This is a genomic window from Opacimonas viscosa (assembly GCF_024199005.1).
In the GTDB taxonomy this organism is placed as follows: Bacteria; Pseudomonadota; Gammaproteobacteria; order Enterobacterales; family Alteromonadaceae; genus Opacimonas; species Opacimonas viscosa.
This window is the reverse complement of record NZ_JANATA010000007.1, coordinates 60,179-85,051: the sequence shown is the minus strand read 5'-3', so window position 1 is coordinate 85,051 and position 24,873 is coordinate 60,179. Positions and strand designations below refer to the sequence as shown.

Here is a 24,873-nt window from a genome sequence, read left to right as displayed (position 1 = left end):
CTATGCTATGCCGATTATTCTGCAGCCGTAGCTGTCACAACGATATTCTTAACAATGACACCTTGGTCTTGTTCGTTAAGATACATCAAGAATGAGCTATAGGTATTTTCTGCGTCTTGTGCACCAAATGTAATCGTGTACTGAGCCAAGCTTTCACCACTCACAGTAACTGCATCAGTATTAAATGATGGCTCTACATCTGGGAACGGTAAGCGCTCGAAACGGAAGCGAACATTCGTATCAGTACCACCAGCAGGTAATGCTGCATCGAACGTGATCGTACCGCCATTCGGGAAGCTCATCGGATAAAGGCTTGCATTATCGTTTGAGAAACCCGCCCAAGCTTCAGCACCTGTAGGCCACGCATAAGTCGCGCCTGCTAGTGTTGCACCACCAAACGGCACCATCATTGCTTGCGTATCGTATACGGACACTTTGATGTCTTTAACCATCACTGTAGCATCACGCTCAGTCAGGTATAACAAGAATGAGCTAAATGTTACATCACCTGTTTGTGCAGGAATTGCGACACGGTAAACCACTTCTTCGGTACCAGATACTGTTACCGTTTCGGTCTCAAATACAACTGAGTTGTTCGGATTAGGTTGATTTTCAAAGCGGAAGAATACGCCTGTATCAACAGCATCACCAACTAAAGCAGCAGTAAATGTAATATGACCACCACGATTTAAGTCCATTGGATACAGCGCTGTATTTAAGTTCGCAACACCGGCCCAAGTTTCAGCAGACCCTGGGAAAGTAAAGTTATTACCATCTTTCACTAGACCGCCAAATACACCCGACATATCAGCCGTTGTACTCGTTGGAGTAACTACGATATCCGTCACAATCACACCTTGATCTCTTTCTGCAATGTACATCAAGAAAGACTCGTAAGTATTTTCCGCATCTTGTGCCGGAATCGCAACGGTATACTCAGTTGGTGTGCTACCTGATACGGTAACCAACTCTAAATCAAACGCTGGATCCGTATGCGGATGTGCACGACGTTCGAAACGGAATCTTAGGTTAGTATCTGCGCCACCTTCTGGAACTGAAGCCATAAACGTTACCGTACCACCGACTGGGAAAGTAAATGGATAAACGTTGGTGTTCTCATTCGCAAAACCACCCCATACTTCAGCTCCAGTAGGGAAGGTATATACGCCATCGGCTAGAGTTGCACCACCAAAGACACCTGTCATTTGAATACCTGTAGGCTCATTGGCAACTACTTCGATATCTTTCACGATCACGTTGGCATCTTGGTTTTCAAAATACATTAAGAATGAACTAAATGTGTTTTCACCTTGTGCATCAAAAGTAATGGTATAGGTCTGCTCTTCAGTACCGGTTACCGTCGTATATTCTGTGTAGAATGAAGGTTCGGTTGCAGTCGCATCTGAATCATTAAATGGTAGACGCTCAAACTTGAATCTCACATTCACATCATCTGCAGACGCAGGTAACGCACCCGTAAATGTAATGGTACCACCATAAGGGAAACTAAACGGATATAAGTCGGCGTTCTCATTAGACACACCACCCCATGTTTCCGTGCCTGAAGGCCAGCTGAATGTTGACGTTGCCGCATCGAATGTGACACCACCAAAGACACCTGTCATAACTACGCCAGCAGGAGTTTCACCGCCAGTTTCACCACCGGTTTCGCCGCCAGTTTCGCCGCCAGTCTCACCACCGGTTTCGCCACCAGTTTCACCGCCATTGTTTGGCGTTGATGGAGTACCAGCTGCAGAACCATCAATGATTTCTAAATTAGTCACACGATATACTGCGTCGGCACCTGTTTGCCACGCTGGGAATATCATCACTACGTCGATATCACTAGGGTCTAATGAACCTGCATCCACGAGATCAATCAGATCGAATGTGAATGTTTGCCATTCAGCAGAAGGGTTGACGCCTTCGTTACTAGTATTTAAGTTAACTTCAACTGCACCAGTGTTGCCACCAGACTCAATTTTAAGTAACCAAGCTTCATTACCCGCTGCAGGTGCGTTGACCACTTTCATGTCAAAACGAAGTACGCCAGATGTAAGTAGGCTTGTTGCATCTACAGTTACACCAGTACCACCATCAGTTGTACGAGAATTAACACCTAAAACGGTACCGTTATTATCTAAGATAGAGAACTCAGCTACCTGACCTTTTTCAGTGTCAGCAACAAAAGCTGGCGTTGTTCCACCACAACAATCCCACAGTGCCCAGTTTTCATTTACCGCACCAGCACCAATCAATGTAGCTAATGGTTCAACTGGAGCATTTGCACCTGGCACATGGAATTTGACATCAGATACACGATAAATTGCACCTGCGCCTGTTTGCCATGCTGGGAATATCATAATGACATCAATATCACTTGGATCCAATGAACCTGCGTCCACTAAATCTGTGATATTAAATGTAAAGTCTTGCCATTCAGCAGAAGGGTTCACACCTTCGTTACTAGTGTTTAAGTTAACTTCAACTGCACCAGTGTTACCACCTGATTCAATTTTAAGTAACCATGCTTCGTTGCCAGCCTCTGGTGCATTCATCACTTTCATACCGAAAGATAATACGCCATTAGCTGCGATTTCTGTAACGTTGGTAGATACACCTGTACCACCATCAGTAACACGTGAGTTCCATCCAAGTACAGTACCGTTGTTATCTAAGATAGAGAACTCTGCTACTTGGCCTCGGTCTGTATCTGCAACTACTGCTGGAGTGGTGCCACCACAGCAATCCCATAACGCCCAATCAGTATTCGTCGAAATAGGGAATTCAGGATAAGAAACACCAGAAGTATCTTGAGCGATAGCGACATTATCCAAGCGGAAGACAGCGCCATCACCAGTTTGCCATGCTGGGAAAACCATAATGATATCTAATAATGAGATATCTACACCATTGTCAGCAACATCTTGTAAAGGCACACGATAAGTGGCCCATTCGCCAACCACAGGTGCTGGACCAAATGTTGTTAAATCGGCTTCCCAAGCACCACCTGCAGCTTCATCAGCCTCAATTTTAAATTTCCAAACAGAGTCAGGATTGGCTGGGGCACTGGTAACTTTTAAATCAAATGTGACATAACCACCATCAATCATACCCAACGCATTGTGTGGAGTAGGACGTGAAGGAGATGTTGGATCTGAAGATAAGAAGGCAGAACGTGTAACAAAACCAAACACTGTGCCATCATTACCGTTTTCTACTGTAAACTCGTAGACGTCACCACGTTCAGCATCATCTGCTACTAAACCTGGCGTCGAACCACCACAGCAATCCCATGCAACCCAGTTCACATCTACCGCATCATCAAAAATAGTGATTGGGTTTGGTGCGCCGGCAACTAAAGTAGGCGCAGGTGCTCGACCTTCAACTAACTTACCACCATCAGCGACGTCAATATCATAACCTGGACTGACAGTTTCACAACCGCGACCAGTCGCTGGATTAGCAGTACATTGATAAACACGAACATAATCCACTTCTAAGGTTTGACCTTCAACAAATTTTGCTGCGTCTACACCACCTTCGTTGACAGATTCTGGCCATTGGCCACCCACTGCAACGTTGAGGATCATAAAGAAGTCTTGGTCGAACGGAGCTGGAGAATAATCAGTCCCAAGTTGACCTGTTGCCACATCATATAATTCAGCATACCAACCACGATGGCTCAAACCAAGAATAGTACCGTCACCTGTCGTACGTAATGATGATTGACGTTGCGTAGCATAGAGTACATTGTTGAAATACCAACGTATTTCACCTTCCTGCCACTCTATTGCATAAGTATTAAATGAGTCAGCTGGGCTAGTACCCGGATCATGTGCTGCACCAGAAAAATCTGAACCAGGGCCCGCACCATAATGGATAGTACCGTAAATATTAGATTCCAAAGAACCGTCTGCACGGGCGGTGCCTAAGTTAACGGCTTCCATGATGTCAATTTCACCAGATTTTGGCCAACCGCCATAAACTGAATCCGTAGGCATCATCCAAAAAGCAGGCCATGCACCTTGCCCTTCAGGAAGTTTGGCACGCATTTCAACACGGCCGTAAGTGAAATCACCTTTGTTCTGTGTCGTCATACGTGCAGATGTGAAATCGTCATCATTGCCTTCAGCGCCATCATTCAGCTTAGCAACAATTTTTAATGTTCCATCACTCACATATGAGTTATCTGGGGCATCTGTGTAACATTGACGTTCTTGGTTACCGCCACCATCACAGTTAACCTCATGATTCCATTTAGCAGCATCAATGGCAGTACCATCGAACTCGTCATTCCAAACTAGACGCCAATCAGCGTCCGAGTTTTGTTCACCGACTGGCTGCACATTTGGCTGTGTTGGATTAACAGCTTGCGTATCGGTGTTGGTTTCAACACCACCGCCACAGGCTGTTAAAACAAACACTGACATTGCACTTGCCAGTTTAGTTAGTTTGTTCATATTTTTGTTCATTATGTTCAACCCCAGTTGGAGAAACTTCTCATATTTATGTTGATTGTAAGCGCTTACATATTCTCACGGATTTATTTTGAGAAAATGTAAGCGCTTTCACTGTTAGTATAAATTGAAAATATAAAAGATCAATCATTTGTTACAAAAAAGTAACATACAGATAAACTAAGTTAAAATATTGAGTGAAGAAGACCACAACTTACCCGTAAACAAATATTAGCGACGACAATATCCTAGCAAACATAGATAATCCTTTTACATCTTTGCTACAACTTTGTTAAGTGACTGTTAAAGTGTCCATTTTTTTTTGATTTCGCACTTATCGGTGCTACTCGGGTCCATTAATTCTCTTTGCTAATAGCCGTACTGTGAATGCTCTTTGACTATATGCCTAAAACATCACCCCAGTGCATACTGTGAATTGCCCTCCCTCACTATTGCACACCAAATAAATGTGGTATTTTGCCTAGCAAATACCTAACAAACCCTGAGATTGACTCATGAGCACAACCTCTTATTTGCAACAATTTTCCCAAGCAATCAATGAAAAAGCCTTAGAAAAGGCTGTGGACATCACTAAAATTTGGATTGATGAGGCTCCAGAAACAATGGCTTATGCATGTGCCGGCATGATCAATAGAAAAATGGGGCGCCTTGAAGCTGCTCAAGAAATGGTCGATTTCGGCAAAAAACATTACAACTCAGTGTTTATTCTCCAAGAACAAGCATTAATATATATGGAACAAGGTAAAGGCCCTGAAGCAAGAGATACTTTTGAAACCATTATTCGCACAAATCGTTATTTTTTGTCAGCTTGGCAACAATTGTGGAAATTAACCAAAGACCAACCTTCACTCTTTTTACCCCAAGAAGTAGCCGGTGTAGAAAGACAGCTTCGCCAATTCAGTGATATGCCAAAGGCACTCGTCCAAGCCTATTTTGAGCTTGGCAATGGAAATTTAGACAGTGCCAATACATTGATCACTGGCGCTTTTACACAACCACCATCTGATCATCGCTCATTATCAGGTTGGGTTGAGTTGGCACAAAAACAAAACATGACACGTTTTGTTATCCGTTCTTTGGAAGTTGCTCTACAAAAAGCAGAACAACCTGCGTGGTTATTTGAAGTCGTCAAGTTACTCCAAAACCAACAAAACTTTTATCAAGCCCAAAAATATCTAGATGCACTGTCTAAGTATTGGAGTGATGAGCCGTTATTTAAATTAACTCAAGCGTCTCAATTGTTGCATACCAACCGAGTAGAAGAAGCAATTAATGTATTACAAATGCTTTCGGCAAATAATGATAACCAGCCCCTGCAAGCGCGTATTTATATTCTTCTGGGTCAGTGTTATCAAACCCTACAAAACATTGCACAATCTGCAGATTTCTTCCGTCTCGCGTTACAATTCGAGCACGTTAAAGGCGAAGCTTATTGGCATTTAGCAAATCTGAAAGTAGCTAGATTTTCAGCCGATGAAAAGCGTGACATTGATGCGCTAGCACAATCAAACAATACAGCGATGGACCGTTGCTATGCATTCTATGCCTTGGGTATGGCGCAAAACCAAGACGGTGAATTTGCTAAAGCCTTTGCTTCTTTTACCGCGGCCAATGCGCTGAAACGCCAGCTCAACCCTTATGACGTCAATACGATAACGGATAGTTTGGATATGTTACGCAAAGCCCCCGTGCCTGCACTTACCAAAACTGACGCCGCAACGACAAGCATTACCCCCGTTTTCATCGTCGGCTTACCTCGTTCTGGCTCCACATTATTAGATCAAATGCTAGCGGCTCACCCACATATTGATGGTACTAAGGAACTGACGACTATATTGCATATCGTCCAAGATATTGCAGAAAAATACGGTAAAGCATTCCACGAGGTCTTACCGAACCTGACCGCACAAGAAAAGCAAACATATGCGAATTGGTATCTCGAAAGTGCTGCAACATTTACCAAAAATTCTGCTTATTTTATTGATAAAAACCCAGAAAACTTTAAATATATCTCAGTCATCTTAGCCCTATTCCCTCAGGCTAAAATTATTGATTTGAGACGTGACCCTGTGGCCAACGGCTTATCAGCTTATAGACATCACTTTGCATCAGGTCACAATTACTCCAATGCGTTGAGCGATTTTGCTCAATACTACACAGCTTATACAAAGGTGATAAGCCATTTTGCTGCGGCATATCCAGAAGCAGTAACGACGATTACTTATGAAACCTTAGTCACTGAACCGGTGAAAACACTGCAAAATGTGTGTGCATTTATTGGCGTCGAAGAGATTGCTAAACCGCTTGATTTCTACAAGCATCAACGTGCTATACACACCCCTAGTGTGGCTCAGGTTTATCAGCCATTAGATCCGAACAAACTCAACGAGTGGCAAGATTTTGCGGAATTCTTAGCTCCTTTGTTAGCGTTGCAGTCAGAGTTGGCATAGCTCTTTAGATAAAGAGCACTTTAGGTTAGCTAGCACCCACTCACATAGAAATATTTATATTTCTGGCTCGTTGATGCAAACGTAATGAGTGAGGTGTCTATGTATAACAGTACTGTTATGGTGAGGTTACTCGACAGTTTTATCAGACTAAACCAGCAAGGTGTAGTACCCTACATCCATATTATTATTTCGGGCAAACTAAGCTCATACATTTAATCGAGTAGGAAAAGGTTCATGGCGGTTCATTGGTTTCCAGGGCATATGCATAAAGCCCTAAAAGAGATGCAAGAAGCTCTTAGTACGGTTGATATATTGATCGAGGTACTCGATGCTCGTCTTCCTTATTCTAGTGAAAATCCTGAAATTGCTCGCCTACGTGGGGACAAACCTTGTCTAAAGATTTTTAATAAATCGGATTTAGCCGACCCCGAATTGACAGCAGAATGGCAAGCACACCTAGAGCAAGACCGTTCTATAAAAACCTATACGACGTCTCTAGAAGACAAAGGTAATACCAAGCACATCATTGAACTCATTCGTCAGACGTGTGCAGCCAAAAATAAATCCATTAAAAACATTACCGCCATGATCATTGGGATCCCCAATGTCGGAAAATCAACGATTGTGAATATTCTGGCTGATCGTGTGATTGCCAAAACAGGTAATGAAGCTGGTGTGACCAAAAATCAACAACGTATTAACCTAGGCAGTGGGATTGTCTTATTAGATACCCCTGGCGTGTTATGGCCGAAGTTTTTAAACCCTAATTCTGGTTATCGTTTAGGGATTTCTGGCGCGGTAAAAGATACAGCGTTGGAGTATGATGATATCGGTTTTTTTGCAGCAGATTATTTGATTAAGGCCTACCCTGAATATCTGAAAACACGATTTAAGTTGGATCATATCCCTGATACTGAGATCGAATTTTTAGAATCAGCCGCTAAAACTCGTGGTGCAATTATGACAGGTGGTCGCGTTAATCTGCATAAAATTTGTGAATTGCTGATTGGTGAGTTTAGAACAGGTAAATTAGGACCTGTGAGCTTAGAAACGCCCGCTATGATCGAAGCTGAGCTTGCAGAGGTGGCGCGTATTGCCGAGAAGAAAGCAGCGGATAAGCTCAAACGCAAAGAACGTTTCAAGGATGGTTCGCTGACACCTGATAAACATGATCGCAAAGAAGTCCGTACTAAAAAACGTGGTGAACAAAGTGCTAGAGATAAAGCGCGACAACAAGAAATTAATAAGCAAAAGAAGAAAAGACGCTAAGCTTTCACTACCAACGAGAAATACTTAACAGAAATAAATATCTTATCAAGGCTCCATAAAAATGGATTTAAGCGCAAAACAGCAACGACAAATAGACCAAGGAATCACTCGTTCTTTGCAAGCGGTTTGTGAGCAAGCAGAAGTCACCATTGGCGGTTTTGCATGGCTCACGCACTTGGTCGATTACAGCGATTTCCCACATAGCCTACAGGTCGTGTGCGTATTTGTTGATGCAGAACAACAGGCCATCGCCAAAGAGAACGGCGAACAAGCTCAGCTAGTACAATTAATCTGTTTGGGTTTATCTGGGATCACTGAAGAACTTGATAGACACATCACACACACTGCAAAACTCTGTCGCTTTGATAATAATGCTGAAGGCGCTGAACGGCGCTATTTATAGGATTTGATGATTCCTATTTGCACGCCCCGAAAAACACTTATCCCATGTTACTTTTGGCATATTACAAAATTGACTCTGCAGCAAAATAGGAATACTCATTAATATCTGAAAACAGGAGCTGAGCAGACTATTGTGACACTAAGCTTTGCACCCGACGGTAAAAAGCTTCACGACCTTTCGCATATTTCTTGCCACCGGCTTTGGGCCAATTGGCATTTAGAGCAATTACTAGGTCGTTGTTAGGATCAATAAATAGCCCTTGACCAAAAATCCCTCGCGCTTCAAAACTTCCATCATTATTCGTCCACCATTGAAATCCATAACCCTTTTTGTCTGACCCGATATCCGCTTGTTGGGTAGTTGCTTTAGCAAACCAGTCGTCTGGAACAATAGAGGTACCATCGACTTTAGCTCCGTGCATAACAAACTGGGCAAAGCGCAAATAATCGCGTACGGTTGCTTGTACACAACAACCACCGATTTCACTACCAGACGGCCCTAATACCCAAGAGGCATTGTGTTCAGTACCAATCTTTTGCCAGACTTTTTCAGTTAAGTAGGAAGCCAACGATTTACCCGTAGCTTGGCTGACCAATAAACCAATTAAATTGGTTTCACCGGTACTGTATAACCAGCGTGTACCCGGCTCAACAGCTCTAGGTAATTGGCGCATGTAGCTCGCTATTGCATCTACACCAGGCTCAGGAGTATGAAAATTGAATTTAGAAACGTCAGAATGAATATCAGAATAATCTTCATTCCAAGCAATACCCGAAGTCATTGTGAGCAATTGCTCTATACTTACCGCATCATAGGCACTGCCCTGCATGGATGGAATATAATCCGTGACTTTGTCATCCAGGCTTTTGATATAACCGTCTTTGATAGCTGCGCCAACCAACGTTGAGGTGAAAGACTTCGCGACCGAGAAGCTCGTCCATTTATCATCCTTATCCATACCCAGCCCATAGCGTTCTAGACGAACTTGACCTCGGTGCAGGACAATTACACCAGCCACACGCAGTTCCTCCATAAAGCTATCCAGCTCAGCGTCTGTAAGCGCCAAAGGTGAACCAGCAGGTAAAGGACTAACGTTTGAGCTCGTATAAATTATGTTTTTGGGTACCACTGGCAGACTGTCTAAAGAGCGAAATCCTGCGTCTCTTTGTTGGGTAGTCCAGAACAGCACGTTGATGTCAGCAGGAGGATTAAGGAGTAAATAACGTAAGTGACGGTCAGTATTCAACCAAATAAAAGTGCCAATGAGAGCAATAACAACTGGGATACCGATTAACCATTTACGCATATACGTCTCCAATCTAGACTAGGAAAATTTTAAACCCTATCAACATTAACACAATCCCTCCTAATATTTCTGCTTTGTCAGCTAAATATGTGCCACTTTTTGCACCAATCAGTGTCCCCAATCCACTGAACAGAAACACAATAATAGCAATGACGCTACTCGCGGCAAATACCGAAATATCAAATAATTTTAGTGTAAATCCAGCTGCTATAGCATCAATACTGGTAGCAAAAGCAACTAGTAGCATTAGCTTATGGGATATATTGACGGGCGTTTTATCTGGACCATCACAATAGGATCCGTAAATCGCTTTACCTCCCAAAAAGATCAATAAAAGGGCGGCAAGTAAGCTCGCATATGGTGCAATCCATTGGTACAGCCCAGAACCTGTAGCGTGACCCAATAACAACATGCATACATGAAAGATTGCAAAATATAAACCTAAGTATAGACCTAAATATCGCTTATTGGTGGCATGCTTAGTCCCTATACTGACCGATACTGCAAATGAATCCATACTGAGGGCGACTGCTAATACAAAAAATTCAAAAATGCGGAATGACTCTTTCTAGTAAAAGGTACTTTCATTATAGCTGTCAGGCAGTGAACTTGGCTAGGCTTCTAAAGAGTTGGTAGCAATGTAGGGAAAAAAGAAATTTGGTACAATTTGAGGTTACTAACACCCTGTATTTTTAGGATAAATTAGTAACCTCTGAAAAGGAACTTACTCCACGGTAACTGATTTTGCTAAGTTACGAGGCTGATCCACATCTGTGCCTTTGATCAAAGCCACATAATAAGATAATAACTGTAATGGAATTGTATATATGATCGGAGCAATAGACGCGTGACAATGTGGTACAGAAATCACACGCATCGTATCGTCAGAGGCGAACTGAGCATCTTTGTCAGCAAACACATACATGATACCACCACGGGCACGCACTTCCTCTACATTAGACTTCAGCTTCTCTAACAACTCATTATTAGGTGCCACTACGATGACTGGCATTTCATCATCGATTAAGGCCAAAGGACCGTGTTTCAATTCACCTGATGCATATGCTTCAGCGTGAATATATGAAATTTCCTTGAGCTTTAATGCCCCTTCCATCGCAATCGGATATTGCTCACCACGACCCAAGAATAACGAGTGGTGTTTATCCGCAAACTCTTCTGCTAACGCTTCTATACCATCCGTCAGTAGTAACGTTTCTTCTAATTTTGCCGGTAAACTTTGTAAGCCAGCTAAAATATCCTCTTTATCTTCTGCAGATAAACCATTGTGCTCACCAATCGCCAAAGTCAACAACAAGAATGCCGTTAACTGAGTCGTAAACGCTTTCGTCGAAGCAACTCCAATTTCAGCTCCTGCTTTAGTCATAAACGCCATATCTGACTCGCGCACCAAAGACGATCCTGCTACGTTACAAATCGTCAAACTCGACATATAACCAGACTCTTGTGCCAAGCGTAACGCTGCTAAAGTATCCGCAGTTTCACCTGATTGAGAGATCGTGACTAACAAGCTATTGGGATGGACAACCGACTTGCGATATCTAAACTCAGAAGCAATCTCCACATTACACGATACATTAGCATATTGCTCTAACCAATAACGTGCGGTCATACCGGCGTGATAACTAGTACCACACGCAATGATTTGGACATGCTTGACGCTGGCCAACAACTCATCTGCGTTTTCGCCAAAGATGCCTTTAGTGATACCTTCAGCGTTCACACGTCCTGCCAATGCATTACGAACCACAGAAGGCTGTTCATGGATTTCTTTTAACATATAATGACGGTACTGACCTTTGTCGCCCGCATCATGTTCTACGTTAGATTCAATGATCTCGCGTTCAACTGGCTGACCATTTTTATCAAAAACGGTCACCTCACGACGTGTAATTTCTGCAACATCGCCTTCTTCTAAAAACATAAAACGACGAGTGACAGGTAATAGTGCCATTTGGTCAGATGCAATGAAGTTTTCACCTAAACCCAAACCAATAACCAATGGTGAACCTGAACGAGCGACAATAACGCGAGAAGGATCATGTTGATCCATAATCACCGTACCATATGCCCCTTCGAACTTCTTCACGGCAGCTTGTACCGCACTTAACAATGAAGCATGTTCGTCCAATAATGAATGCACCGTATGTGCGATGGTTTCGGTATCTGTGTCTGTACTAATCTCATAACCTTTGTGCACTAAATCAGCACGCAATTCTTGAAAGTTTTCAATGATGCCGTTATGCACGACAGAAATACGATTTGTAGAATAATGTGGGTGAGCGTTGTTCTCTGTTACACCGCCATGGGTTGCCCAGCGTGTATGTGCAATCCCCGTTGAACCAACACCATTTTCGGGTGTGATAGCATCTGCTAGGGCTTGGACTTTACCTGTACGACGCACGCGATTATATGTACCATCGGCACTCAATAACGCCACACCGGCTGAATCGTAACCACGATATTCAAGACGCTTCAAGCCTTCCAACAAGATCTCAACAACATTACGTTCTGCAACCGCACCAACGATCCCACACATATTACTTCTCCTTTTGTGATGTTGTTCTGACCACAACACCCTTTTGCTCGATTTGATGCACTGCATCTTCATTAATTAGGTTATCGGTTACCAAAGTCGATATGTTTGCCCAAGGTAACTCTAAATTTGGCATTTTTTTACTCAGCTTGTTCGATTCAGCTAGTACAATCGTTTGTTCAGACACGGTCGACATGACTTGAGAAAGTTTGGTTAACTCGTGAAATGTCGTGGTCCCTTGGGCTAAATCAATCCCAGAGGCCCCAACAAAAGCCATCTCAAAATTGTAAGAAGCAATCATTTTTTCAGACATCTGCCCTTGAAATGACTGCGACATAGGATCCCATGTACCACCACACATAAGTACTGTCGCATTTTTACTGTATTCGGTCAGTGCCGTCGCAACAGGTAAAGAGTTCGTCATCACAACCAGATTCGGGATTTTTTGTAAAAACGGTAACATCTGCGCGGTAGTGGTTCCACTATCGAGGATAATTCGTGCACCGGCAGGGATTAAACTGGCCGCCAATGCGGCTATGTCAGCTTTTTTCTGATCAAATGCTAATACGTCGTTTGCCCGAGATACTTGCTGAACTAATACAGCACCACCATGCGTCCGAATACAAAATTGCTGCTTTTCTAATTCAGATAGATACTTTCGAATCGAAACTTCAGACACGGATAAATCTTTGGCAAGTGTTAATACATTCACTGAACCGTTTGTGATGAGTGTCTCTTTTATCAACTTAATTTTTGGATTAGTCGCTTTCATCAAAGATTTATTGGATTTTTTATCGGAATATTGAAAACGCAAGATTATAAATAAAAGTTTCGTTTTGTAAAGAAATTTACAGGAAAAGTACCATTAATCAATTATTTAGTTTCGAAGTGAAAGTAAATGCTATATTTTTAGCTCCCGTTATATGTTAAATCACTCGTGCCCGACTTTTCAGGGCACAAAAAAAAGGGGCATAAGCCCCTAATCAATATCTGACAAATTATTACTTCTTAGTCGGTCTTGGCCAGTTTGCAATTTCGCGTTGCTTTGCACGTGCTATGGCTAAATTATCATTTTCGACATCTTTGCTGATCGTTGAACCGGCACCCACAGTGGCGTTATCACCAATCGATACTGGTGCGACTAAAGAGGAATTCGAACCAACAAAGGCATTCGTCCCTATTACTGTTTTGGACTTATTCACACCATCATAATTACAAGTAATCGTCCCTGCTCCGATATTGGCATTGGCCCCCACAATGGCATCACCTAAATATGTCAAGTGATTCGCTTTGGCACCGCGGCCGAGGATCGTTTTCTTCATTTCTACAAAGTTACCGACTTTGGAGCCTTCGTGCATCTTGGCGCCAGGACGTAAACGTGCATAAGGGCCGACTTGGCAGTTTGCGTCAACTTCTGCATCCTGGATAATCGAGTTGGCTTCAATGACCGTTCCGGCCGCAACAGTACAATTTTGTAACAGGCAGTTTTGGCCAATGACCACATTATCACCTAAGACAACATGACCTTCGAAGACACAATTGACATCGATACTGACATCGTTACCGACCGTCAATTCACCACGCACATCAAAACGTGTTGGATCAGCTAAAGTCGCTCCGCCCAGCATGGCTAATTCCGCTTGTTCTAACTGAAAAGCCCGCTCTAAACGAGCAAGCTGGACGCGGTTATTTACCCCTTCAACCTCATGTGCTTGGACAGGGTGTGCCGCGCGAATGCGTTTACCTTCTTTGGCGGCCATCTCGATCACGTCTGTTAAATAATATTCACCTTGGGCATTATCATTGGATAATGCGCCTAACCACCGTTTTAAATCAGCGCCATTCATCAACATCATTCCAGTGTTGATTTCATTGATCGCTAACTGTTCTGGCGAAGCATCTTTATGCTCCACAATCGCAGAAATATTATCACCATCTCGGATAATACGTCCCATACCGGTTGGATCATCCAAATGCACAGTTAATAAGGCAAAATCTGCGCTCGCTTTTACGTCGACCAAACGCTGTAGTGTTTCGGTTTTAATTAACGGAGCATCGCCCACCAAAATCAGGACATCATCGGTATCACGAATGTGAGGTTCAGCTTGTTGTACCGCATGCCCCGTACCAAGCTGCTCAGATTGCAAACACCAGTTTAAGGTCGGTTCATCGATACGTTCTTTAAGAAGTTCTGCACCATGCCCATAAATGAGATTAATTTGCTCAGCGCCTAAGGCCTTTACCGAATCGATGATACGTTGCACCATAGGTTTCCCTGCAATGGGATGCAATACCTTTGGCAGGCTTGATTTCATGCGAGTGCCTTTCCCGGCAGCGAGGATCACAACAGAAAGTGACATGGAAATTCCTTTAAATATAAATTACGCGGGATTTTACAATAATCCGTTACAAAATGTTAGTTGCTCATCTAAGTGATTTTCTTAGAACCTATCAACCCAGAGGTCAGTGCAATGCCAAATAAAATGACACTACCGCCAACAATCATTATCGGCGTGATAACTTCATTTAATAGCATTGCTCCCCAAATTAAACCAAACAAAGGAACCAAATACCCAACATAGAGGGCCTTGCCAGGACCGACCTTCATAATCAAATCGAAATACAAAATATATGCGACGCCAGTACATACTGCAGCGAGTAGTAGAACCGCTGTCCATGCTTCAATTGAAGGTAGCACTGCCGGAGGGTAAAGCAAGACCAAGGGCAGTAGCACTAAAGCAGAAACCGCTTGAGAACCCATGGCAATGGCTAATGGTTTCACCCCTTGCAGATGCTTTTTCATGTAACAAATGGCCCAGCCATAACAGAAAGTAGCACCTAAACAGGCAAAGACAGGTAACAGGCTCACGCCCTGAAAGGACAAAGCATCATAACTCAGTAAATACACACCGACAAAACCACACAAAAAACCTAACTTCGCCAGATGTGAAATTCTATCACGCAGCCACAACCACGCTAACAAAGCACCAAATAAAGGTGCAGTTCCGTTCAACAGTGAAGTCAGCGCAGCTGGTAGATGTATACTGCCATATCCAAACAAACAAAATGGAATTGCCGTATTAGTTAAGCCAATCACTGTAATAGGCTGCCAATATCGTAGCATATCTTTGATCTGCTTTTTATATATGACAAAAGGTAACAAGACGAGTGTCGCTAATAAGGCACGGATTTCGACCATAGCCCACACCCCAAACTCGACTACAGAGATACGCATCAACATAAATGAGGCTCCCCAGATCATGCCCAAAAACATCAATTTTGCGAGCTCAATATTAGGCATATTTTGCTTCATGCTCCAACAACCATGATTTATTGTCTAAACCACTGGCATAGCCTGTTAATTTGCCATTTTTACCAATTACTCGATGACAAGGTACAATAATCGCAATCGGATTTTTCCCATTGGCTAAACCCACTGCTCTGACGCCTTTAGGATTATTAATCTTGGTGGCAATATCCAAATAGGAGCAGGTTTGACCGAACGGAATAGTACCCAAAGCTGACCACACTGAATGTTGGAAATGGGTACCTTGAGCGGCTAAGGGAACCGTAAATTCGTGTAAACTCCCAGCAAAATAAGCAGCAAGTTCGGTACATGCTTGCTGAGTATGTTGATTGGGTTGAGCTTCAACTGAATCTGTCGGGGCAGAACAAAACTCAACAGCGGTGAGCCCGTCTGCATTAGCACTGATACATAACCAAGACAACTCAGTCTGCATATATTGTAAATACGTCATTTATTATCCCTCCTTTTTCTGCTGTTTTTCTAATGTAGACCATTCCCATAACAACAAGCAAAGATAACTCCGCCAAGGCTTAGCCGCACTTGTATTTAATGCGTGTTTGTCTAACTGCTGTCGTACAATAAGGTCATTATCTAACATGACGTCTGTTTCAGCAAAGCCACGCAAGCGAACATAGTTTACGGTCCAAGGACCAATACCTTTCACTGTTAACAAACTATCCAAGGCAGAGTCAGTTTCAGGCATATTTTGCTGCCACCACATAATGCTATCGATTAATGTTTGTTTACGTCTTTCGGGCATTTTTAAACTAGAGAAGTCTGTTCTAACAAAAATATCTAACGCAGGGATACCACGGCAAATTGAATTTGGCTCATCATCTACCGCGACAGTTGTAGGCTTAGCTGCTAATCGCAGGGCAGCTTGTGTTTGCAAGGCTAATGCAACAACGCGGTTCACTTGAGTAACAGCGGCCATTACTGAAACTTGTTGGCCACAAATCGCTCTTAATAAAGCTTCAAAAGGTGACCATACGCCAACAATAGACAAACCATGATGAATACGCTGTCTCGGTACACCGGCCAAAACTAATGCATCACGCACTTCATTCCAAGGGGTTAAACAACCCAGCACGCGAATCATATTGGTTCGATAATGAAGCAATCCATGCGATTCAGTCATGTCGGTTTCTTCTAGGAGTTTGACCAGAAATTTATTTTCTGACGGAACGTACTCCGCGACTAATGTTCCCTCAGCAACCTGACGGGAATACGTGACATCGCCAACGTGCTCTAGAGACCCAATCACACGTCTTGCTAAAAAGTCTCTGACTGAGGGCCAGTGATAATCTGCAAAACAGTTTATGACACATAATTGTGACACACTCACCCCCAAATACAGGAAAACTTAGCTTTGATATCAGGGTCAACTAACGCTTAAGGTAGGTATAACCTGACAAACAATTTTCATAAAAATCTGTCAATTTAACACCTTCCCTTGGTTTGATATTCCCTGCGGACACTTCTTTATCAATCAAGCGTTTGACATCTTTGGCCATCGAGGATGGGTTGTATTGCATAATGGACAACACATTTTCAACAGAAGAGCCTCGAACGATTTCTTCAATATAAAAATCATCAGGATCATCATCATAACTAAATATATGCACTTCGTTCAAACGACCAAATAAATTGTGCATATCGCCCATTACATCTTGATATGCACCAGTAAGAAACAGGCCAAGATAATAATCCTCTTCGCGGTTCAAAGCATGCATGGGGATCACATTGGAAATCTCACGACCAACGGTAAACTTGTCAAGTTTACCGTCAGAGTCACAGGTGATATCGACTAACGAGCAATTCACCGTTGGTTTCTCCAAATGCCTAGTTAATGGAATGACAGGAAGAATTTGATCTATTGCCCAGGTATCCGCCGCAGATTGGAAAATCGAAAAATTACATAGATACTGACTCGATAAATCAAAATCAAGTGTCTGGAGCTCTTCTGGGACAAATTCCGCACCTTGTAATCGGATACGTAAACGGTTCATGATCTGCCAATACAAGGTTTCGACTTTCGCCAACTCTTCAATATCGACAACACGGAACTTAAAAGCATCACTGGCTTGTTCTTTGTATTGGGAAGCATCGTTGTAGATTTCTTGGGTATTTTCCATGGTATCCATGTTTTGCGCTAACTCACGCATATTCGTTACCAGGATATGTTCACCTGAGACCGCTTCAACCGAAACTTCGGCACTATCAGGACGAATTTCACCAACAATTTCAGTAATAACACAAGAATGGTGTGCTGTGATGGCACGACCAGATTCACTAACCAACGTCGGATGTGGGACTTTTTCTAAATCACAGACTTCTTGCATACCATATACAACGTCCGCAACATACTCATCTAGCGTATAATTTCGCGAAGAATCACTGGTGGATTTAGTCCCATCATAATCAATACCAAGACCGCCACCGATATCCACATATTGCAAAGGGAAACCAAGGTGATGCATCTCTGCATAAATCAATGCACCTTCATTTATTGCCTCTTTTACCGCACGAATATCGGTTAATTGACTACCAATATGGAAATGTAAAAGCTGTAAACAATGCCCCATATCTTGGCTTTTAAGCAAGCGCGCAGCATTGATAATTTCACTGATCGTTAAACCAAATTTTGCCCGATCACCGCCAGAGCCTTCCCATTTACCGCGCCCTTTAACAGACATTTTGGCACGCACACCAATGATGGGATCGATCCCAATTTCTTTAGCTACTTTAACAATCAGATGCAATTCAGAAAATTTCTCAATGACGATAACGACTTTGCGGCCAAGACGCTGCGCTAATAATGCTAAGTGCATGAACTCTTCGTCTTTGTATCCATTCAAAATAGTTAAGGCATCATGAGTCGTGTTATACGCCATAACCGTCAACAACTCAGCTTTTGAACCCGCTTCCAAGCCGTAGTGATAAGGTGCGCCGGCTTCAACAATCTCTTCGACAACCTCTCGCATCTGATTGACTTTTACAGGATAAACCCCTCGGTACAACCCCTGATAATTCGCCTCAGCGATGATCTTTTGAAACGTTTCATTAAGCTGGGCGACTTGATTGCGCAACACATCATGGAAACGGACCACTACTGGGAATTGGATGTTTTCTTGTTTGATCTCCTCGATCACTGCTGCAAAATCAATTTGCAGATGATCTTTGGTAGGATCCGGTGTTACACAAACATTACCTTGTTTGTTTAGGCCAAAATAGCCTGCGCCCCATTTCGAAATTCCATATAACGCGTCAGCATCTTCTAGCTGCCATTGGGTCTTAATCGGTGCGGTCATAACAAGCCCTTATCGTTTTTGGGTTATGTCCTGGAATACAGCCTACAATTATATAACTTGTTGAGTAAGATACACTAGCATTAAATCATGATTGCTAAAGAGTAAGTAGTAAAAACATTTACAATATTATTGATTTTTATCTATGGAGAAATTGCATTATGAAAATTTTTTTCTACACTTAAAGTAGAAAAAACATACTGAAGACTAAAAATGCAAGCGCCGTTTTCACCTACCAACTTCGTCAACAATAAACTGCGTGTGTTATTTGTCGATGATAACCCTCTTGACCTACAGGTAATGTTAGCGAACCTGTCGGATGAATTCGAGGTGATTTTTTCGTTGTCTGCAACCGAAGCGATTTTTTTTGCGCAACAAATGCCCCAACCTGATATCATTTTATTAGATATATTTATGCCTGATATTGACGGATTTCAGCTTAGCCAAAAACTTAAGACAAACCCAAGTACTAAGCATATACCGCTCATTTTTATCTCGTCTTCTACCTCTACCCGAATCAAAACTCGTGCATTTAATCTGGGCGGTGTCGACTTTATCAACAAACCTGTAGATCCCGTTGAATTAGCTTTACGCATCAAACTTCATACAAAACTCAACAGACAATCACAAGAAATTGAAAATTTACCTGCCTTGCATCCTGTCACTAATTTGTACAACAACAACTACTACATCGATGAGTTTTACAAAGAGTGGATGAACTGTAAACGTTTCGATTACCCCCTTACATTGATGCACTGTGCTATTGATCACTTTGCTGAATTAATAGAGCTCCATGGCAATTATTTTAAACAGACTGCCGCTCTCGCAGTGGCCAATGTATTACGCAGAATTGGCAATCGGCCTGGGGATATCGTCGCCCATATCGATGATGGCTATTTTGCTATTGTGCTGTCTGATAGCCACTTATCCTATAGTGCGGGTATTGCCAAGGAAATCATTGCCTCATTGACCGAAGTAGATGTCTGGCTTGAACCTAATGGTTCGTCAACCCATATCACAATCAGTATTGGCATTGCAGCAATCTATCCAGATGATAACTCCGACTATTCTTTACTGCATAAAAATGCTGAGCAAGCTCTAGCTTTTGCGCAATCTTTGGGTGGGAATATGTGGAGTACGTATAATGATATTGCGGATGAAAGTGGGCAGCGTGCTATTCATGAACTCGGTTAAGCACTACTCTATGATAATACCAGCTCATGTAAATAAAGCGCATTAAAAAACCCGTTAAACACAAATTTAACGGGTTTTTTTCTACATATAACGATGCGTTATTGTATCGCGGTAGTCTTACATCATGCCGCCCATACCGCCCATACCACCCATGCCGCCCATATCAGGCATTGCTGGTGCATCTTCTTTTGGTGCATCTGCAACCATGGCTTCTGTTGTGATCATTAAGCTTGCGATTGAAGACGCAAACTGTAAAGAAGAACGAGTCACTTTAGTTGGATCTAGGATACCCATTTCTAACATATCACCGAATGTATCGTTACCGGCGTTGTAACCATAGTTAGCAGAACCACTCTTCACTTCGTTCACGACAACAGATGCTTCTGCACCGGCATTAGTTGCGATTTGGCGCATTGGCGCTTCCATTGCACGAAGTGCTAATTTAACACCTAATGTTTGCTCTTCATTGTCGCCTTGTAAGTCTGCTAATTTAGCAGCTACACGGACTAATGCGACGCCACCACCAGGGACCACACCTTCTTCTACCGCTGCACGCGTTGCATGTAATGCATCTTCAACACGCGCTTTCTTCTCTTTCATTTCAACTTCAGTCGCTGCGCCAACTTTGATAACTGCAACACCACCAGCTAATTTAGCTAGGCGTTCTTGGAGTTTTTCTTTGTCGTAATCTGAAGAAGACTCTTCGATTTGCGCACGGATTTGACCACAACGTGCTTCGATACCAGCCTGCTCGCCTGCACCGTCAACAACAGTTGTATTGTCTTTATTAATTACAACGCGTTTAGCTGTACCTAAATCTTCTAAAGTCACTTTTTCTAACTCTAGACCGATTTCTTCAGAAATCACTGTACCACCAGTTAAGATCGCGATGTCTTGTAACATTGCTTTACGACGGTCGCCGAAACCAGGTGCTTTAACAGCCGATACTTTAACGATACCACGCATGTTGTTCACAACCAATGTTGCTAACGCTTCGCCTTCTACATCTTCAGCAATAATCAATAACGGTTTTGATGTTTTTGCGACAGCTTCTAAAGTCGGTAATAACTCACGAATGTTAGAAACTTTCTTATCTACTAATAAGATGTACGGCGCTTCTAATTCAACAGTACCGTTTTCTTGGTTGTTGATGAAATAAGGAGATAAGTAACCACGGTCGAACTGCATACCTTCAACTACGTCTAGCTCATTCTGTAAAGCTTGACCTTCTTCGACAGTAATAACGCCTTCTTTGCCAACTTTATCCATCGCTTCAGCGATAATATCACCTACAACAGAGTCAGAGTTTGCAGAGATAGTACCTACTTGAGCTATTGATTTGTTATCAGCACAAGGAGTTGATAGACCTTTTAACTCTTCAACCGCAGCAGTTACCGCTTTATCGATACCACGCTTAAGGTCCATTGGGTTGATACCTGCAGCTACAGATTTTAAACCTTCTGTGACGATAGCCTGAGCCAATACCGTCGCAGTAGTTGTTCCGTCACCCGCTTCATCGTTGGCTTTTGACGCAACTTCTTTGACCATTTGTGCGCCCATATTTTCGAATTTATCTTCTAATTCGATCTCTTTCGCTACTGATACACCGTCTTTAGTGATCGTAGGTGCGCCAAATGATTTATCTAAAACAACATTACGACCTTTAGGACCTAATGTTACTTTTACTGCATTTGCTAAAATATTTACGCCGTTGAGCATTTTGCCACGAGCGTCATCAGAAAAACGTACTTCTTTTGCTGACATGTTTAATTCCTCTAAATATGTTTAAAACCAATCGGTCGATGACCAATTAAAAAAATTCGCTATGCTTATTCAACGATCGCTAAGATGTCACTTTCACTTAAAATCAACACTTCTTCACCGTCGATTTTTTCAGATTTGACGCCGTATCCTTCGTTGAAGATAACTTTGTCACCTACTTTAACGTCAAGTGCTTTTACTTCACCGTTATCAAGTACGCGACCATTACCTACAGCAACAACTTCACCACGGGTAGATTTTTCAGCAGCAGAGCCCGTCAAAACGATACCACCGGCAGACTTACTTTCTATTTCTTCACGTTTAATGATTACGCGATCGTGTAAAGGACGAATTGCCATTTTTATTTCTCCAATTGTTTATACACATTAGGTTTACACCCAACTTGGGTATGAGTTTGCTAAACCATGATGTTTAGTCGTGATTTGTATATGGGAATAGCCACAAAGAACTCAAGGGTAAATTGTGAAAAAAATTTAATTTTTTACAATAATAAATGACGATGTAAAGTTTCCAGAACACTTAGACGTGAATCGTACAAATAGCCAGAGCTACTCCGCGCGAACAAAAAGAGGCAGGTTTCGCGTGTGTCTTATAAATGGCTGCGGCAGCGAGCTATAGAGCGCTTTCGATGACTTGCCCATGTTGTTTGTAAACTACACCGTCCTTCATAACGAAATCCACACGTTGGAGTAAATTAATATATTTCAACACATCTCCTTGGACCGCAATAATATCGGCTAACTTACCTTTGGAAACCGTACCTGTTTTATCGGAGACACCCATTAAAACGGCTGGCCAATACGTGGCTGCGCGGATGGTATACATCGGGTCAAAACCAAATTCATCAACCCATACGGCCAGTTCATTCCAGGTACTTTGGCAATGGAATTTAGTAGGGATCCCACTGTCAGTTCCTGTCAAAAGAACCACACCTGCATCCTTTAATTGCTTCACTTTTTTCTCCAAAGTCGGCTGACGTAATGGCGTCAGCTGCATGTAAGCCAATTGACCGGGGTTGGCTAAGGAGGCTTTAATGTCAGCAATAGTGTCTGGTTTTAAACCACGATGCCAACAGGTATTATCCAGTTTTTCTGGGTTAGCGACCATCTGCGAATAATTGAATAATCCTTCTACCGTAGGCGTCCAATATAAAGGACCACCGGCAATCCGACCTTTTGCCGTGCGCTCTTTCAGCATCGCGATAATATCATCTGGATACTCTGGCGCAGTAGTCAAACCGGTATGCTCAAAATTATCAATACCAATAGCTAAACCACGACGGATTTCATCGGGCTTATGTGAATGCCCAACGACCTTGAGATTATTTCGATGTGCTGCGTCTACCACCGCTTGAGCTACTTCCAAAGGCATAATATCGTGATCGATAAGTTTAATAACATCCACGCCTGCGGCTGCTAATAAATCTACTTTCTCGTTGGCTTGTGCAACAGATGCGACACCCCAGCGATAATTTTCGGTACCTGGGTAGGGGGCATGTTGGATAAATGGTCCAGATATGTATAAACGTGGTCCTGGGATTTCTTTGTTCTCAATTTGTTTTTTTACTTGCAAGGATGGTTCTAGAGGCGCACCTAAATCACGTGCACTGGTAATCCCAGCTAACAGGAGTTGGACCGCACTGGCTGGCATAATTTCATTCGCCAAACGGTCTTTGTAAGTAGGATGCCAATGGGCATAATTAGCATGTCCGTTGAGCATTAAATGCGCATGGGCTTCCCACAAACCAGGTAAAACATCCATCCCCTCTGTAGATATGACTTCATAACCTGATGGCACAGGTAGCGTTTTAACCGTACCCACTTCTTCAATCACATTATCACGAATCAAAATCACAGAGTTGGCAATCGGCTGATGGCCAAAGCCATCAATCAGACGTCCACCGACCAACGCTTTTAATTCAGAAGCAATGACAATGGATGGAGTGAGTAAACTCAACATAACTGTGAATGCAAAAGCTGTACAACGTTTGTTCGCGGATGAACACGTTTTGAATGAACCCATAAGAAGCCCTTTATTTAGTTTCGTACCGAGTCATCAGACTAAGTTAGGCGAGTAATGGATGCAAGCTATCCTTACAAAAAATTAACAAAATCAATTGGTTTTATCAGCAGTGTCAGACGTTATAGAGGATGTTTTATTTACCACTTCACCATCAATAATATCATCCGCTTTTGGTCCGAATGGGCTACGAGTATCGTGTTGTGTTCCTGAATGAAAACCTCTGGCCTCAAAGCCACCAGAAAAACCACGGGCGCCTCCCACCATATGCATGTTTTGCATAACAAATTTAGCGAGCTTTCCTCGAGTATAAGGCAATGTCAGTAACAAACCGAATATATCCGTAATAAAGCCTGGCGTTACCAATAACACCCCGGCAATCAATAAGAGCAAACCTGCCCCTAACTCTTCCGCGGGCATTTGCCCTTCTTGCATTTTTTGCTGAGCTTTGGCCATCGTCGTCAAACCTTCACGACGAACTAGGTGTGCCCCTACTAATGCAGATAAGATCACCAACGCTACTGTATTCCAGCCACCAATAATCTCGCCCACGTTGATTAGTACCGCAATTTCTACGATAGGCATGATCACAAACAATAAAAATAATTTAGCCAACTTTTTTCTCCTATTAACGTAATAGTATGGGTATGTACGACATTTACAAGGACTTTAAGGTTCATTTAAGTAAACACACGGTATCATTTTGCCCATGAGTTTCTGCAGTAATTATTTGTAACCATAAATGAAAGCAAGTTATTCTATAACCGGTCTACAACACAGACTTCATATTATTATCAAAG

The 24,873-nt window shown here is 42.6% G+C and carries 18 protein-coding genes; 4 read left to right on the top strand and 14 right to left on the bottom strand.

All coding sequences use genetic code 11. The features are described from left to right. Positions 1 to 14: 14 nt before the first annotated feature. On the bottom strand, positions 15 to 4,463 hold the full coding sequence (locus NLF92_RS14275) for a family 16 glycosylhydrolase (protein ID WP_432420211.1): 4,449 nt from the start codon (positions 4,461 to 4,463) through the stop codon (positions 15 to 17). A 512-nt stretch (positions 4,464 to 4,975) separates the two neighbouring features. Here NLF92_RS14275 and NLF92_RS05675 point away from each other — a divergent pair. The 3 genes from NLF92_RS05675 to NLF92_RS05665 all read left to right on the top strand — a co-directional run bounded on the left by NLF92_RS05675 (position 4,976) and on the right by NLF92_RS05665 (position 8,603). After that, positions 4,976 to 6,931 (top strand): tetratricopeptide repeat-containing sulfotransferase family protein, encoded by a 1,956-nt coding sequence (locus NLF92_RS05675; protein ID WP_254099710.1) that lies wholly within the window; start codon positions 4,976 to 4,978, stop codon positions 6,929 to 6,931. 234 nt (positions 6,932 to 7,165) lie between these two features. Continuing rightward, positions 7,166 to 8,200, top strand: a complete 1,035-nt coding sequence (ylqF, locus tag NLF92_RS05670; protein WP_254099708.1) for a ribosome biogenesis GTPase YlqF — start codon at positions 7,166 to 7,168, stop codon at positions 8,198 to 8,200. 61 nt (positions 8,201 to 8,261) lie between these two features. Next, complete coding sequence (locus NLF92_RS05665; RefSeq protein ID WP_254099706.1) at positions 8,262 to 8,603, top strand: hypothetical protein; 342 nt, start codon at positions 8,262 to 8,264, stop codon at positions 8,601 to 8,603. Between the two features lie 127 nt (positions 8,604 to 8,730). On the opposite strand, the gene NLF92_RS05660 is transcribed toward NLF92_RS05665, so the two are convergent. The 9 genes from NLF92_RS05660 to speA all read right to left on the bottom strand — a co-directional run bounded on the left by NLF92_RS05660 (position 8,731) and on the right by speA (position 19,081). Beyond that, positions 8,731 to 9,909: a serine hydrolase domain-containing protein gene (locus tag NLF92_RS05660; RefSeq protein WP_254099704.1), complete on the bottom strand. Its 1,179-nt coding sequence runs from the start codon at positions 9,907 to 9,909 to the stop codon at positions 8,731 to 8,733. A gap of 13 nt (positions 9,910 to 9,922) precedes the next feature. Next, entirely contained in the window at positions 9,923 to 10,426 is a 504-nt protein-coding gene (locus NLF92_RS05655) for a manganese efflux pump MntP (protein WP_254099702.1), read from the bottom strand. Positions 10,427 to 10,633: 207 nt separating this feature from the next. Next, the gene (gene glmS, locus NLF92_RS05650) at positions 10,634 to 12,466 is read right to left on the bottom strand and encodes a glutamine--fructose-6-phosphate transaminase (isomerizing) (RefSeq protein ID WP_254099700.1); all 1,833 of its coding nucleotides are present in this window, start codon (positions 12,464 to 12,466) and stop codon (positions 10,634 to 10,636) included. Between the two features lies 1 nt (position 12,467). Further along, a complete protein-coding gene (locus NLF92_RS05645; RefSeq protein ID WP_254099698.1) occupies positions 12,468 to 13,235 on the bottom strand; it encodes a DeoR/GlpR family DNA-binding transcription regulator in 768 nt (255 codons plus the stop codon). Between the two features lie 229 nt (positions 13,236 to 13,464). Further along, on the bottom strand, positions 13,465 to 14,823 hold the full coding sequence (gene glmU, locus NLF92_RS05640; protein ID WP_254099696.1) for a bifunctional UDP-N-acetylglucosamine diphosphorylase/glucosamine-1-phosphate N-acetyltransferase GlmU: 1,359 nt from the start codon (positions 14,821 to 14,823) through the stop codon (positions 13,465 to 13,467). Between the two features lie 68 nt (positions 14,824 to 14,891). After that, complete coding sequence (locus NLF92_RS05635) at positions 14,892 to 15,776, bottom strand: DMT family transporter (RefSeq protein WP_254099694.1); 885 nt, start codon at positions 15,774 to 15,776, stop codon at positions 14,892 to 14,894. After that, positions 15,757 to 16,221, bottom strand: coding sequence for a methylated-DNA--[protein]-cysteine S-methyltransferase (locus NLF92_RS05630; RefSeq protein WP_254099692.1), 465 nt, complete (start codon positions 16,219 to 16,221; stop codon positions 15,757 to 15,759). Before NLF92_RS05630 ends, NLF92_RS05635 begins: the two co-directional genes overlap by 20 nt. A 3-nt stretch (positions 16,222 to 16,224) precedes the next feature. Then, positions 16,225 to 17,109: a DNA-3-methyladenine glycosylase 2 gene (locus tag NLF92_RS05625; RefSeq protein WP_254099690.1), complete on the bottom strand. Its 885-nt coding sequence runs from the start codon at positions 17,107 to 17,109 to the stop codon at positions 16,225 to 16,227. A 46-nt stretch (positions 17,110 to 17,155) separates the two neighbouring features. Beyond that, on the bottom strand, positions 17,156 to 19,081 hold the full coding sequence (gene speA, locus NLF92_RS05620; RefSeq protein ID WP_254099688.1) for a biosynthetic arginine decarboxylase: 1,926 nt from the start codon (positions 19,079 to 19,081) through the stop codon (positions 17,156 to 17,158). Positions 19,082 to 19,291: 210 nt separating this feature from the next. Here speA and NLF92_RS05615 point away from each other — a divergent pair, with 210 nt between their 5' ends. Beyond that, on the top strand, positions 19,292 to 20,272 hold the full coding sequence (locus tag NLF92_RS05615; RefSeq protein WP_254099686.1) for a GGDEF domain-containing response regulator: 981 nt from the start codon (positions 19,292 to 19,294) through the stop codon (positions 20,270 to 20,272). Between the two features lie 117 nt (positions 20,273 to 20,389). Here the strand turns inward: NLF92_RS05615 and groL are convergent, their stop codons facing one another. From groL to NLF92_RS05595, 4 genes are all read right to left on the bottom strand, one after another. Continuing rightward, complete coding sequence (gene groL, locus NLF92_RS05610; RefSeq protein WP_254099684.1) at positions 20,390 to 22,036, bottom strand: chaperonin GroEL; 1,647 nt, start codon at positions 22,034 to 22,036, stop codon at positions 20,390 to 20,392. A gap of 65 nt (positions 22,037 to 22,101) precedes the next feature. Next, positions 22,102 to 22,392: a co-chaperone GroES gene (locus tag NLF92_RS05605; protein ID WP_254099682.1), complete on the bottom strand. Its 291-nt coding sequence runs from the start codon at positions 22,390 to 22,392 to the stop codon at positions 22,102 to 22,104. Positions 22,393 to 22,666: 274 nt separating this feature from the next. Beyond that, the gene (locus NLF92_RS05600; RefSeq protein WP_254099680.1) at positions 22,667 to 24,076 is read right to left on the bottom strand and encodes an amidohydrolase family protein; all 1,410 of its coding nucleotides are present in this window, start codon (positions 24,074 to 24,076) and stop codon (positions 22,667 to 22,669) included. 90 nt (positions 24,077 to 24,166) lie between these two features. After that, positions 24,167 to 24,688 carry an FxsA family protein gene (locus NLF92_RS05595; RefSeq protein ID WP_254099678.1) on the bottom strand — a complete coding sequence of 174 codons (522 nt, stop codon included), beginning with the start codon at positions 24,686 to 24,688 and terminating at the stop codon, positions 24,167 to 24,169. Positions 24,689 to 24,873 lie beyond the last annotated feature (185 nt).